Origin of the sequence: Methanosarcina barkeri str. Wiesmoor, assembly GCF_000969985.1 — an archaeon.
GTDB lineage: Archaea > Halobacteriota > Methanosarcinia > Methanosarcinales > Methanosarcinaceae > Methanosarcina > Methanosarcina barkeri_B.
In genome coordinates, this window is the sequence record NZ_CP009526.1 from 4,068,347 (window position 1) to 4,082,267 (window position 13,921).

Here is a 13,921-nt window from a genome sequence, read left to right on the forward strand (position 1 = left end):
CCAAAACTTTCACCATCATTTATTGCCAATAACTTTGGATAAAAATTTCATATTTGATTTACTGCTTTCCAGAATTAAGTTCTGAATATGAACAGCTTACTTTTGTGTTACTTCATTAAGTTAACTTACTTATTCACCCTTCCGGCTTAATTGATCTCTAACCAAGTCGACCTGCTTTTTTAAGTATTCAATTCTTACTTACCACAGAACAATTGAATTTAGCATTGGGAACAGGCTTTTCAAACGACAGTATATTTATATTAAGCTATTCTTTTAATTGGTAAATTGCTCTTAGATTTGAATTTCCTTTCGTTAGAGAGGCATTACTGTATCACACCATGCAAATACCATACTAAATAAATACAAATTTTCACTAAAATTTTAAAAAAGTTTGAGACCTCTCCGAAAACCAAAAATTGTCCCGTAATTTAGAGCCTATCCGAAAAGTGGTTATCCACTGTAACTTTTACAATAGTAGGATGCAAAGCCAGAATGGATACTCTGATATTATAGACTTATTGTGACTTTTCAACATGCATCATAGACTTTCGGCAGGCTCTTAAAAACAGAAGGAAGTAGATTGATGAAAATCGGAAAGAGAGGAAAACGAAGAAAACAACATCACTTTATTACTGAAACATTTAAAATTGTGTTATATCTTTTACTAAAATCAATAAAACTACTGTTTAGTCTCCCAATTTACTTACTGAAAGCAATATGGCAACTGTTTAGTTTCTCAATCCACTTACTGAAATCATTGTGGTTATTTTTCAGTTTCTTAATCCACTTACCGCATAGGTTTGTAAAACAAATTTTTAAAAAACCACCAAAACTAGAACTACCCACATTAGCCGAAATTGATGAAATGGATGGATACAAATTTGAAGAATTTATGAAATACGTTTATGAACAACTAGGATATTCAGTCTATCACACTCCATTTTCAGGTGATCAGGGTGCAGACCTTATTCTAACGTCAAAAAGAAAAACAAAAATCGCTGTTCAGGTCAAACGATACTCGGGTAAGGTATCAAACAGTGCAGTACAGGAAGTTGTAGCTGCAAAAGGTTTTTACAAATGCACCGAAGGTATAGTAGTTACGAATAGTTATTTTACCGATTCTGCCAAACAATTAGCTGAAGCGAATCTTATTGATTTAGTTGATAGAAATGGACTTGAAAAGCTGATTAATACTATCCCGAGTTAAACTTTGAAAGTGGACCAGGATTTTAATGTGAACTGCTTGCTTTTGTGTGACTTCGCTAAGCTGGCTATCTGGTCATTCTTCCGGCTTAACTGATCTCTATTAATATATCTGTTTTCTCAGGTTTTCAATTCTTATTTGCTACAGAACAATTGAGATTGGAAAAGCATAGTTAGAGAAAAAATAATTAAGAAGTAAGAGAATTTTCCACTGGATACATATTATCAGAATTCCATCACAGTTTATTATTTTTATGTAGTAATGTTGAATATAATCATTTCAAATGATATGATATTTATATTAAATTGATCATTTAATTAGTAAGTTGCCTCAAATTTGAGTTACCTTTCACTAGAAAGGTATATACTTGCTGGATCACGAAGAGTTTATGCTAAAAAGAGATATCATATACAAAAAATAGATATTTCATACTAAAAAGAGGCAAATCTTGTAGAAATTTAAACAGAACCCGAGAATTTCATGAAAACAAAAAATCATCCCGCGATTTAGAGTCCATACGGAAAGTAGTTATCTACTGTTATTTTGAAAATGTAAAAAATATAAAGCCGGGATAGATACACAAATATTTAGACCAATTATAATTATTATAACATCCGATTACTGACTTTTCGGATAGCTCTATTATCGAATAGATCTAAATCAATATCCGTTACTCTTGCTAATGGTACTAATATTCAATAATAGTTAAGGCATAATTCAATAATAGTTAAGGCATAATTCAATAATAGTTAAGGCATATGATTACATAGCCAAAGATTTTGTGGAGATGGACTAAGTGAACCCGCTACGGTTAGAAAAAAAAATAGACGTGCTTAAAAAAGCAATAAACCCATTTACCGTTATATTTTGGATATTTGCATCTGTGACTGTAGCCCTTACGTTGCTGGTATTGAAACGAAAGAAGTCACCCTGATGAAAAACAATTTCATTTTTTCTTTAATTTCCTCTCCTTTCCTTTTTATCCTGAAAATTATGCCCTGCAGCCTCCAGGCATGAGCCCGGCACCAAGATAAAATCAATATATAGAGGCTTTTTCACTTTGTGTTTTTTTGGCAAAAATCCTTAACATCAATTATCCCGATATGAGTAATTGAACTCAGCTATTAGTGCTTTTCATTCAGTATTTACAGATCCATAAGGACATAATCAGAAATCAAAAATTTGCAAATCTGGATATAAATCTGGACATTTTTGTTAGATCATACTAACACTCTTCCAATAATATTATATTAATAGTATTTTAATACGGTTTGCAGAAAAAAAATTCTTCAACCGCTTAAAGCCCTTGAATACTTAACCTGACTTACTCGATCTGCTTTTTCTTAATTCTTCTCGGATCTCTGCCAGTTTACCGCGAGTAGAATTATATTCATTTTTTAGATTTTCGATATCTGTTGGTACAGTTTTCATCCTTGCATCTACCAGTTCCCTCATTTGTTCGTTTTCGATCTCGTCCGATAATTTGCAGCTTAAGTCTTCTTTAATTCGCCCTACCTCTTCAAGATATTCATCGAATTTATCTACCAATTCTGTCAACTTTAATTCTCTGGCTACAGCTTCCAGGCTCTCTAATTCATCTATCAGAGCGTCCGCACTCCTATCCAGGTCATTCATTTTCTGTTCCAGCCTGGTTAATCTTGACATTACATCCTGCTCAGCTAATTCGGACAATATATTTCCCCCCTTAAATTGAACAATAATTATATTATTAGCAATATGGACCTTAAAACCCCTGTTTATCTATTAACAACAACAGTTTTTATATTCACAAATTCCCTGAGCCCATAGTGTGAGAGTTCTCGCCCCACCCCGGATTTTTTAGTCCCGCCAAAAGGAAGCCTCGGATCGGATTTGATCATTCCGTTGATAGATACAGACCCGGATTTTATTCTTTTTGCCAGCCTTTCAGCCCTATCCAGATCTCCTGACCAGATTTTCGCCCCGAGCCCATACTCGGTGGAGTTTGCAATCGCCACGGCTTCATTCTCATCCTTTACCGTGATCACCGGGGCAATTGGCCCGAAAATTTCAGTCCTGCACACTTCCATATCCGTACTGGCTGCAGGAATGATGGTCGGCCTGAAGAAGAACCCCTTTTTATGTTCTTCTCCGTAAACGTGAGGTTTTGCACCTTTCTTTTTTGCATCTTTTAATACTCGCTCAAGACTCCCGAGGAATTCCTTCTTTGCAAGAGGCCCAATATCGGTTTTCTCATCCATGGGATCTCCGATTTTCAGTTCCTTCACTTTGAATTCAAACGACTCGATAAAATCCATAACGATATCTTCTACGACAATCAATCGTTTGGCAGCAGTACAACTTTGTCCGGCATTTAGAAAACGGGACTTTACAGCTGCCTGAGCAGCCCTCTCGATGTTAGCATCCTCAAGAACTATGAAAGGGTCCGAGCCCCCAAGCTCCAGTACTACAGGTTTGATACCTCGCCCTGCAAGTTTTCCGATTTTCGAGCCTGCGCCCACGCTGCCTGTGAACGAAATCCCGTCCACCAGCTCTTCTTTAAGAATCTGCATGGCAGTTTTTGAGTCAATTAACAGAGTATTGAAAACGTTTTCAGGAAATCCGGCCTCAAGGAGGATATTTTCGATTTCCAGCGCCGATTTTGGCACATTTGAAGCGTGCTTGAGCACACAGACATTTCCTGCACACATCGCAGGTATTGCAAACCTGAAAACCTGCCAGAAAGGAAAATTCCAGGGCATGATCCCGAAAATCACTCCCAGAGGTTCAAAGGTTACATAACTTTTCTCAGTTCCTATATCTACAATTTCGTCTTTCAGGAGTTCAGTCGAGTTCTCTGCATAATAATCACAGAGCTGGGCGCATTTCTGAACCTCGTTCTTGGACTGCCTTACAGGTTTCCCCATTTCTTTTGTAATAATTTCAGCATAAGTATCGGTACTCTCCCGAAGAATTTCGGCAGCAGTTTTGAAATGTTTCGCCTTTTCCTCTACAGGCAGTGAATCCCATAAGGAAAAAGCAGTTCTGGATTTCTCAATACGGGCTCTGCATTCCCCGATAGAAAAGGAATCATAAGCCCAGTTTATTTTTTCCGTATAAGGGTTAATGGATTTAAGTTTCATACTCTTCCCCAAAAAAGAGTTATTAGTAGTATTGAGATTTCCAGTATTATAAATTAAGGAGAAATAAAATTAGGAGAGGGAGAAATATGTTAAATTTGAGCTGTAGATATTTTATGGGAAAAGGCTGCCTGTCTATTCAAATAAACTCGTGTAGAATTTGCAGTTTCTACTTAGGGACCTCGGTATGATGGTTATATATTTTTTCAGATATTTTCTCGCGAGTATTTAGAGGGAGAAATACCAAAGACATATTCTCACATACCCTCTCACACCCTCTCACACCCTCTCACACACCCTAAGAAAATTTATATTGAATTGGTTTCATACAGGAAAGTATGGGAATTGAAATCAGCATAAAGGCGGGTGCAGACGCAGCAACTTCAAACGTCAGCGCTTCGGGAAGTGTACAGCACATTATCACAGATAAAGAGAGAAAGACATTTGACATTGAAGATGCAGGTCTTAAAAGTGCAGTTGAAAAGTATTTCGGAAAGAAACCTAATGATGCTTATCTTCACAGCCCTACTCCCTGGGATGACCTCTACAAAACATACGGCTGGAGTGAGGTTCAGACGATACTGGATGTCAAGAGCGCAAAAATAACTGAGATCACTTCAGAACCAGTAATAGTGGCAACCAAGAAATTCGTCAATAGCAGCTCAAAGAAAGCCACTTTCGATGCCAGCATTTCGGACCAGGTAACCAATACCACGGAGAGCAACTGGTCTCAGACGGACACAATCGATGTAGGGCAGAAGATTACATATGATGTCAGCTTCCTGGGGGCCGGTGGAGGAGGAGAAACCTCAATGTCTTACAGCCATTCCTGGGGGCAAGGCGGATCTGAAAGCAAAAGCATTACAGTCGGCTCAAGCTCAGGAGTAAGTGTAGAATTGGAACCTGGCGAGTCAATTGAAGCTGTACTGTCAGCAAGCCGAGGTGTAATGAAGGTGAGGATTGTTTACATGGCCCATCTAACAGGCAGTACAGCTGTCAATTATAACCCGACTTACAAAGACCACCATTTCTGGTCTCTTCCTATTACTGGCGTTATGAGTGCTGCCAGTCTCTCGACTAACAGAGAATTTACAGAAGACATCGAGATAGGCTACTACTCAGACGCAAAAATAGAACTAAGAAATCCGCAGGGTCAATTAAAGGCAACATTTTTGGTGGCTAATAAACCCGCAGTTGAAAAAGTACCAATTAAAACAGCAGTTTAAATGCATATAAAGTGCAGACCTGGCAGTGAACATTATAGAGTTCATGCAGTTGAACTTAAACGAAAATGGAAAACACTCAAGAGCAAGTGTCAGTAATTATAATAAGATTGGATATGCCCTGATTTTATCGCTCAACTGCGTAAGCTCTATATAAGTTAATTCAAGATACCATTTTTCCAGAAAAAGCTTTTTTCAGGCTTTCTCTCGAATTTTTCGAATATACTCGGATAAAGTGCAGGGTACTTTGCTTCTTTAAGAGAGATACAGAACATCCTTTCCGGATAAGAGGAGTCTCCACCAAATCCGATGACAACAAAGAAAGGAAGCTTCTTTTCTCTCGCAAAGCCCTGATAACGTTTTAATTGTTGAGGGTTGGACCAATGGAGTTTACCCTCAAAAAGGCTGGACCTGAACTTGCATTCAACGCAAAAAACTTCGTCTTTTGGGAGATAACGGACAATAAGATCCGGACCGGTATCCGATTCCACAAATCTGTCATGCTTACGCATAATGTCTGTACTCCATTGCACAATCGAGAAATATTTATTGTCAAAAAGGTTCACAACATATTTTTCAAAATCATTTCCCATTTCTACGGATTCGTCTTCTTTTAAGACTTCAGCCACTCTTTTAAGTTTGCCAATAAGTCCCGTAATATCCCCCCATACAGTGTATATAAACAAATTATGTTTCATTATTTTAAAATATATCGTCAGTTCCCACACGCAGTTCCTACACGCAGTTCCCACAAAATATGTTTCTTTCTTCTTTAGTTTTTAGCCGTTGCCTGTTATTCAGCAATTAACCTGTTATTCGGCAATTAACTGTTATTCAGCAATTATTTACTGATTCTGCCGCCTCAGGAAGTTGACAGGAAAATTAGAAAATTAAGTAAGAGGAGGAAATTAAACCATTAAAATTATTTAAATATCCCTTTTGAAATTACTTCAATATCCTGTTTGAAATTATTTCAATATCCCGTTTTTCCAGAAGAATTTCTTTTTTGAGTTACGTTTGAATTTCTCAACAAGCTCTGTAGAAGGTGCAGGGTACTTTGCCTCTTTTAGGGAAATACAGAACATTCTTTCAGGTCTTCTGGCTTTACCGCCAAATCCTATCACAACATAGAACAGGATCTCATTGTCTTTTGCAAAACATCTGTATTTTCCAAGCTGTTTGGGTACTGACCACTGGAGCTTACCTTTGAAGAGTTTGGATCTGAATTTGCATTCAACACAAAAATTTCATTTGCAGGCTTGTAATTTTTCCAGGAATTCTTCCGGAAAACCTTAATCTAAAAAAAAGAATATACTATATTGGGGATAAATTAAAAACTTATTAAAAATAATCAAAACTGGATAAAAGTACAAGGTTTTACGCCTATGGGGAAAGGGCCGAGAAATTACGAGGAGAAACTGATAACTCCGGAACAAGCAGTCGAGCTTATGGAAGAGGGATGGAGGCGAGCAGACCTGCACGTTCATACAACCTGTTCCTTTGATGTGCTTCCTGTAAGAGACCTGCACCCTGAGAGCCTTTATGAGAAGGCTCTAAAGATGGGAATGGATTACGTGACATTTACAGACCATGATACCATTGATGCATATGAAATCCTCGGATGGGATCGTGAAAAGCTTGTCCCTGGGGTTGAAATAAGTATATATGACCCGGAATTTGCAGGGCATTCACTTCATATTAACGTTTTTGAGCTTGACAGGGAAGAGTTCTTTGAGCTCATGGAAATTACGGAAATCGAACACGACCTGAGGAGCTTTATTAAATACCTCAGGCGGCATAAACTTCCTTTTATTTACAACCATCCTTTCTGGTTTGAGTTTCACAGTGAACCTAATCCGTCTTCAGTCCCCAGGCTAGCAAAACTTTTCCCTGTACTGGAGTACAATATGCACGAACTCAAGCAGAAAAACGAACTTACAATTGCTCTTGCGGAAAAACTTGGCAAAGGTATTGCCGCGACAACCGACACTCATACAGGAAGAATTGGTAAAGTATACACCCTTGCAAAAGGAGATAATTTCAATGAATTTTTCAAAAACGTAGCGCAGGGAAAAAGTTACATCGTTCCCGAAGATCTTACCAGAGAGCTTTTGATCGACGAAATGAATACCTGGATAGATCTGATTTTTGAAAAAAGCCAGAAAAACAGGGACGTAGAAAGCTACCTTACTGGGATAAAATCTCTGGATACAATGGTCAAGATTTCTAGAAGTGAGCTATTAAATTACTCTCCGAAACTTAACAGAACTGCAATGAACCTGCTCTATATGATCTCAAATACAGGGCTTCCTGCATCAGTTTACATTCATTCGGCAGAGAATCTGGCAAGGGAAATTGAAAGACAGATTGAAATCGAGAAACAAAATTAAAAGTGCGGTTTTCATTTTTTTAATGACTTGAATTAGCCTGCATAAAAAGAGCTTTCCCCAGTCTATTTTTTGGATAAGTAAATATCAAAAAGTTTATATTATGAAATTGTTTAAATTATTTAGCATAAAAAATTAATTATTAGTATTATTTTTAACTACTATCTAAGATATTATTGTTAATAGTTACTATGATGGGAAAAGTTCCCGATTCGAAGATTAGGAATGTTACTCAAGATGTAATTGGGATCTGTAGGAATATTTACAGCCTGTAAACATATTTGCAGTCTGTAGGAATGTTTTTGAAACCTGGATGATAAGAGCTCAAAAAGGGGAAAGCAGTAGATGAAACAAATAAAACACTTTATGGGATTGGGATTAAAAGTAAGATTAAAGCGAACGATTATCCTTACAATACTTGTTCTTACTTTTTGCTCAACCATATTTTCTTTAGGAGCGGCAGGGCAGGAAGATTCTGAAAACAATCAAACAGCCTCGGAAGAAGGATTTTTTGACCGGTTTATCACATATGTAAAAAGCCTGTTCTCAGGAGAAGGAGAACTACAGAGCTCAGGAGAAATTTCCAAAATCGGCGCTGCAGACATTCAGCAGTCAGCAGATTCTGAGACAGCAATTTTGAGAATCGCAACTCCAGACGTAATAGACTCTGCGTCCCTGGTTGGGGATACAGGTCTGGGAGTTTTTGCTCATCTTTCAAACCCACCACTCATGAAAATGGATGCGGACGGACATATTGTAGGGCAGCTTGCAGAGAATTACAGTGTATCGGAAAATAACACGCGCTGGACTTTCTATCTCAGAGATGACCTCTACTGGAGCGACGGAGAAAAAGTAACACCAGAAGATGTTGAGTTCTCAATCCGCTACTACGGCGAAAAAACCCCCTGGGCAAGCTGGATCAATGATACCCTGGAAAACTCAACAGTTTCAGATGCCGACAATTCCGTGACCTTCAAATTTAACAAGCCCTACAACCGAGTCAGTATGGAATTTGCAACCTATGATATCCTTCCTGCTCATGTGTGGAAAAATATCGATGATCCAGTAGAATACACAAACAACGGCCCTTATGTTGGCTGCGGGCCCTACTACCTAAAACTGATAGACCTCAATGCCGGAAAACTAGTTTTTGAGAAAAACCCTTACTGGAAAGGAAAGGATCCTGAATTCAAAACTGTCGAGATCCATTTTTACTCAAATGTGGATGTTGCCACTCTAGCCCTTAAAAATGGAGAAGCTGACACTTACTATAAATATGCAGGATCGTACCCTTACTCAAGTATTGAGGAACTTGAAAAAACTGGGAATTTTGACTTCATGGAAAAGACCAGCATCGGGCTTGTTTTCCTTGCCCCCAATTTGAAAAAAGCCCCGTTTTCAGACGAGGAATTCAGGGAAGCTCTGGCCTATGCCATAAATTATGAAGAGCTTGCAAGGCTTGAAACCCTTGGATATGGAGAAGTTCCAAATCGTGGTTTTGTGCCGCCATCCATGGAAAATTATAAGGAAACCGAAAAACTGGAATACAGTCCCGAAAAAGCCAGAGAGATCCTGGAGAAAGCCGGATACTCGGACAGCAATGGGAATGGAATACTGGAAGGAAAAGATGGAAAAGACATAAAGCTTGAAATCCTCATCCGATCTAATTACGCCCGCACAGGTGAACTTCTCGATGAATATTTTGAAAATATCGGGCTTTCTGCAGACCTCAAAACTGTAGATTCAGATACCTGGATTGCTCTTAAAGATAGTTACAATTATGACCTGACAGTAACGCGTTCCACTCCCTGGGGTATGCTTATGCACTCAAGTTGGGGAAGCGGCTACTTTGATTCCAGGCGGACAGGCCAGGGAGTTATGCATAACGTAGAAGACCCTGTGTTCCTGCAACTCTGCGATGACATCCTTGCAACTACGGATTCTGCAGAACTTCAGAATTATGCATACGAGCTGCAGGACTATTATGCGGAAAATCTGCCTGCAATTCCCCTCTACTGGAGCAAGTCGGTTACTCCATTTAACAGGCACTTCGAAGGCTGGTACGCGGATCCCCTTTACGGGATATATAACCTGGATACTTTTACAAATGTAACGAAAGTGGAGGCGTAAACCTTAGTCTCGGAAGAAGAAATCTTACACCAGAAGAAAGCAAAAAAATAAGAGCTATATCAAAGATAGCAAAAACAGGGTAAAAAGAGCGATATCAGAGACGGCAAGAACAGAGTAAAAGGAGCGATATCAAAGATAGCAAAAACAGAGTAAAAAGAACGATATCAGAGACGGCAAGAACAGAGTAAAAAGAGCGACGTCAGAAATAGAGCAATGTCAGAAATAGTAAGAAAAGTAACCAGGTATTTTTCCTCATTGATGCTGATAATCGTCATCAACTTTACCCTCCCAAGGATCATGCCTGGAGACCCGGTAAAAAACCTGATTGGTGAAGACGCTTATGTTTCAGAAGAAGTGATGGAAGAACTGCGAGCAGAACTGGGGCTTAATCTGCCCCTTTCTGAGCAGTTCACCTCCTATCTCTCCAACCTCCTGCACCTTGACCTGGGGTATTCCTATCACCTTCATGCCCCCGTAGCAGAAATTCTTCTGAATAAGATGAGCTGGACACTGATTTTCGTGGGAGTATCAGTGGTTATTGGGGCCTTGCTTGGATGTTTTCTCGGTGCCCTTGCAGGCTGGGAACCGGAAAGAAAAGCGAGTCATTTTACCGGTTTCATTTTTGTGGTGCTCTCCTGTGTCCCACCTTACTTTCTTGCCCTTCTGACTCTCTATATATTTTCATTTAAACTGGGGTTCTTTCCCTCCAAAGGCTTTTATGATACCCCTGAAATAGGAAGTGTACTGCATCACCTATTCCTACCTGTCTGTGTAATGTCTGTCTTTTCAGCATCCAGAAACTTTCTAGTCATGCGAGGAAGCGTAATTCAGGAAAAGGAGCAGCTTTATGCTCTGTATGCCAGAGCAAAAGGCCTGAACAATAACGATATACTTTTCAGACATATCATAAAAAACGCCTCTCTCCCGATAATTACCCTGCTTGCCCTGGATTTTGGGTTTCTCTTCAGCGGAGCATTGTTCATAGAAATCATCTTTTCCTTAAACGGGATGGGGGTCATGATATACAATGCGATAATGGGAAAAGACTATCCTCTGCTTCAAGGAGCATTTCTGATAATCGCTTTTACTACCCTGCTAGCAAATATTTTTGCTGACCTGCTCTATGCCTTAATTGACCCCAGAGTAAGAGGAGGCCTGGATGAATCAATCTGACGGTACTGATATTCCCTGCATGAAAGAAACGAGCATTGAGGGTTTTTCTGAAAAAAAATCCGAAGCTTCCAACTTTGAATTTCCAAAAAAAACTTCTTTCTGGATTTTTCAAAAACGTAGAGGTTTTCAGGGACTATTCAACTGGATAGGCATTTTCCTCTTTGTACTTTTCATTTTTATGGCTCTTTTTCCTTCAATTTTTGCTCCTTATGCCCCAGAAGAGCGTTTCATACCCTACGAAGCCCCTTCGGAAGAGCATCTGCTTGGGACAAATGACATAGGAAATGATATCCTTTCAGAACTGGTGTTTGGGGCAAGGATCTCAATGACAGTAGGTTTTATGGCAGCCTTGATCTCAACTCTCATCGGGACTGCGTTAGGTCTCTGTTCAGGCTATTTCAGAGGAATCATTGATGAGCTGTTAATGGGCTTTACTGATGTTGTCCTTGTCATCCCCAAGATCCCTCTTATTATAGTCCTGGGAGCATTTCTAAGGCCGAGCATCTGGATCCTGATAGCCATATTGGGGCTTCTTTCCTGGGAATCCACTGCCAGAGTCACACGCTCAAAGACTCTACAGCTAAGGGAAGCAGGTTACGTAAAAAGTGCCCAATGTATGGGTTTTTCCTCTTATCACATTATGAAATCAGATATATTCCCAAACATTATCCATATCCTGTTCCCCAAATTTATGCTGGCAACTGCTTCGGCAATGATTTCTGAGGCATCTCTTTCTTTCCTGGGACTTGGTGACGTAAGCATGAAAAGCTGGGGAATGATGCTTTCTTTTGCTTTTTCTCAAGGTGGTTTTATTCGGGATATGTGGTGGTGGTATATGCCTCCAGGAATCTGTATCACCCTCTGTGTACTCTCTATCGCGCTGATAGGTTTCGGGCTTGAAGCAAAGGAAACAGAACACTTCAGAGAAGGTGCAAACACATTATGAAAGCCCTTTCCAAGAATACATTGCTTGAAAGGAACACAGTACTTGAAAGGAACACAGTACTTGAAAGGAACTCAGTACTTGAAAGGAACTCAGTACTTGAAAGGAACTCAGTACTTGAAGTAAGGAACCTTGAGGTCTCATTTCAGGGAATAGAAACCGTAAACGTACTTTCGGGAATTTCTTTCTCGATTAAAGAAAATGAAACTCTAGCCCTTGTAGGAGAGACTGGATGCGGGAAATCTGTCGTCGCACATGCAGTTATGAATCTCCTGCCCTCTGAGTCAAGGGTAAAAGGGAATATAGAATTCAGGGGAAAAAACCTGCTAGGAATGGACGAAAAAGAAATGGCAAAGATAAGAGGAAAAGAAATTGCTATTATTTTTCAGAACCCTTCACTTGCCCTCAACCCTGTGTATTCCATAGGTCACCAGCTTGCAGAACCCCTATATGTGCACCAGAAAGAAAAGAAAAAGACGGCACTTTCCAGAGTCGCATTAGCCCTGAAACGTATGGGTTTTGCGAACTTCTCCGAGTGCATGAATTACTACCCCTCATGGTGTTCAGGCGGGATGAACCAGCGCTTTTTGATTGCTGCTTCAACCATACTTAACCCTGCACTGCTTATAGCAGACGAACCCAGTAAAGGACTTGACAAAAAATGCATCGTTGAACTGGAAGCTGAACTCAGGAATCAGAAAATTGAAAGGAAGAGTGCCATGCTTCTAATAAGCCATGACCTTGGATTTGTACAAAGGCTTGCAGACAGAATTGCTGTGATGTATGCAGGGGAGATTGTCGAACTCGCCGACCCATCAAGCCTTTTTGAGAACCCTTTACACCCTTACACCAGAGGCCTCCTGAACAGCCTGCCTGAGAAGGGCTTTATTCCCATACCTGGTTTTTCCCCGCCTCTTAATAGCCTTCCTTCGGGCTGCAGGTTCCACCCAAGATGCCCTTTAAGGGAAAAGCGCTGCACTCAAATCCATCCCGAAATTAAAGAAACTGGTCAAAGGGCTGTGAGGTGTTTTCTATATCCCTGAGAGCGAACGGCATATCAAAGACATACGGAAAAGGCCTGTTAAGCCAGGGAAAATGTATTTTCCGAGAGGTTTCGTTTGAGATCAGGCCAGGAGAGACCTTTGGATTGATGGGACCTTCCGGAGAAGGAAAAAGCACTCTGGGGAGAGTTATTGCTGGGCTTGAAAAGCCCACATACGGTACTGTGTACTATGAGAGTTCTCCGCTTTCCGAAATGAATAAAACCGAACATATGACTTTTCGCCGCAAGGTCCAGATAATGTTTCAAGACCCTACGGGCGCTTTTAACCCAAGGAAAAAAATAGGAAGCTCAGTTTTCGATGTTCTGAAGCTTCTCAAAATTCCTCATATAGAACATGCCTCAAAAACAAAAGAGATGCTTATGACCATAGGCCTTCCAGAAGAAGTGCTTTCTCGCTATCCTTCGCAGCTCTCAGGAGGCCAGCTACAGCGCCTTGCACTTGGCCGAATTCTCCTGCTCGAACCCGAATATATCGTACTTGACGAACCAACTTCAGCCCTGGATGTCTCGGTTCAAGCCCAGGTCCTGCACATGCTTAAAAAGGTTCAGGCTGAGAAGAGTATAGGTTATTTCCTGATCTCTCATGATGAAGCTGTTATCCGTTTTATGTCAGACAGCTGCGGATTGCTTGAGAACAAGCAGTTGAGAATAATTGATTGAAGCTTCTTAAAGCCCGAAT

11 protein-coding genes are annotated in these 13,921 nt (G+C 39.9%); 8 read left to right on the forward strand and 3 right to left on the reverse strand.

The annotated features are described in order from the left end of the window. Window positions 1-583: 583 nt before the first annotated feature. A complete protein-coding gene (locus tag MSBRW_RS23685; protein WP_011306613.1) occupies window positions 584-1,207 on the forward strand; it encodes a restriction endonuclease in 624 nt (207 codons plus the stop codon). A 1,311-nt stretch (window positions 1,208-2,518) separates the two neighbouring features. On the opposite strand, the gene MSBRW_RS16655 is transcribed toward MSBRW_RS23685, so the two are convergent. Together MSBRW_RS16655 and MSBRW_RS16660 are read right to left on the reverse strand one after the other, a co-directional pair. After that, window positions 2,519-2,896, reverse strand: a complete 378-nt coding sequence (locus tag MSBRW_RS16655; RefSeq protein WP_011306612.1) for a hypothetical protein — start codon at window positions 2,894-2,896, stop codon at window positions 2,519-2,521. 65 nt (window positions 2,897-2,961) lie between these two features. Further along, complete coding sequence (locus tag MSBRW_RS16660) at window positions 2,962-4,326, reverse strand: NAD-dependent succinate-semialdehyde dehydrogenase (protein WP_011306611.1); 1,365 nt, start codon at window positions 4,324-4,326, stop codon at window positions 2,962-2,964. Between the two features lie 335 nt (window positions 4,327-4,661). Here MSBRW_RS16660 and MSBRW_RS16665 point away from each other — a divergent pair, with 335 nt between their 5' ends. Next, window positions 4,662-5,549, forward strand: a complete 888-nt coding sequence (locus MSBRW_RS16665; protein WP_011306610.1) for a follicular epithelium yolk protein subunit — start codon at window positions 4,662-4,664, stop codon at window positions 5,547-5,549. A 155-nt stretch (window positions 5,550-5,704) separates the two neighbouring features. Here the strand turns inward: MSBRW_RS16665 and MSBRW_RS16670 are convergent, their stop codons facing one another. After that, window positions 5,705-6,175: a hypothetical protein gene (locus tag MSBRW_RS16670; protein WP_230669828.1), complete on the reverse strand. Its 471-nt coding sequence runs from the start codon at window positions 6,173-6,175 to the stop codon at window positions 5,705-5,707. 756 nt (window positions 6,176-6,931) lie between these two features. Between MSBRW_RS16670 and MSBRW_RS16680 the strand changes: the two genes are divergently transcribed. The 6 genes from MSBRW_RS16680 to MSBRW_RS16705 all read left to right on the forward strand — a co-directional run bounded on the left by MSBRW_RS16680 (window position 6,932) and on the right by MSBRW_RS16705 (window position 13,902). Then, a complete protein-coding gene (locus MSBRW_RS16680) occupies window positions 6,932-7,936 on the forward strand; it encodes a PHP domain-containing protein (protein ID WP_011306608.1) in 1,005 nt (334 codons plus the stop codon). A gap of 342 nt (window positions 7,937-8,278) precedes the next feature. Next, complete coding sequence (locus tag MSBRW_RS16685) at window positions 8,279-10,063, forward strand: ABC transporter substrate-binding protein (protein WP_048102717.1); 1,785 nt, start codon at window positions 8,279-8,281, stop codon at window positions 10,061-10,063. Window positions 10,064-10,276: 213 nt separating this feature from the next. Beyond that, window positions 10,277-11,236 carry an ABC transporter permease gene (locus tag MSBRW_RS16690; RefSeq protein ID WP_048102716.1) on the forward strand — a complete coding sequence of 320 codons (960 nt, stop codon included), beginning with the start codon at window positions 10,277-10,279 and terminating at the stop codon, window positions 11,234-11,236. After that, complete coding sequence (locus MSBRW_RS16695; RefSeq protein WP_011306605.1) at window positions 11,223-12,182, forward strand: ABC transporter permease; 960 nt, start codon at window positions 11,223-11,225, stop codon at window positions 12,180-12,182. The genes MSBRW_RS16690 and MSBRW_RS16695 overlap by 14 nt, the downstream gene beginning before the upstream one ends. Continuing rightward, window positions 12,179-13,222 (forward strand): ABC transporter ATP-binding protein, encoded by a 1,044-nt coding sequence (locus MSBRW_RS16700; protein WP_011306604.1) that lies wholly within the window; start codon window positions 12,179-12,181, stop codon window positions 13,220-13,222. Before MSBRW_RS16695 ends, MSBRW_RS16700 begins: the two co-directional genes overlap by 4 nt. Then, the gene (locus MSBRW_RS16705; RefSeq protein ID WP_011306603.1) at window positions 13,204-13,902 is read left to right on the forward strand and encodes an ABC transporter ATP-binding protein; all 699 of its coding nucleotides are present in this window, start codon (window positions 13,204-13,206) and stop codon (window positions 13,900-13,902) included. The genes MSBRW_RS16700 and MSBRW_RS16705 overlap by 19 nt, the downstream gene beginning before the upstream one ends. Window positions 13,903-13,921 lie beyond the last annotated feature (19 nt).

Excerpts from the sequence above, each read along its gene's own strand:
- MSBRW_RS16700 (WP_011306604.1), top strand. The coding sequence starts at position 12,179 with ATGAAAGCCCTTTCCAAGAATACATTGCTTGAAAGGAACACAGTACTT.
- MSBRW_RS16695 (WP_011306605.1), top strand. The coding sequence starts at position 11,223 with ATGAATCAATCTGACGGTACTGATATTCCCTGCATGAAAGAAACGAGC.
- MSBRW_RS23685 (WP_011306613.1), top strand. The coding sequence starts at position 584 with ATGAAAATCGGAAAGAGAGGAAAACGAAGAAAACAACATCACTTTATT.
- MSBRW_RS16680 (WP_011306608.1), top strand. The coding sequence starts at position 6,932 with ATGGGGAAAGGGCCGAGAAATTACGAGGAGAAACTGATAACTCCGGAA.
- MSBRW_RS16685 (WP_048102717.1), top strand. The coding sequence starts at position 8,279 with ATGAAACAAATAAAACACTTTATGGGATTGGGATTAAAAGTAAGATTA.
- MSBRW_RS16665 (WP_011306610.1), top strand. The coding sequence starts at position 4,662 with ATGGGAATTGAAATCAGCATAAAGGCGGGTGCAGACGCAGCAACTTCA.
- MSBRW_RS16660 (WP_011306611.1), bottom strand. The coding sequence starts at position 4,326 with ATGAAACTTAAATCCATTAACCCTTATACGGAAAAAATAAACTGGGCT.
- MSBRW_RS16690 (WP_048102716.1), top strand. The coding sequence starts at position 10,277 with ATGTCAGAAATAGTAAGAAAAGTAACCAGGTATTTTTCCTCATTGATG.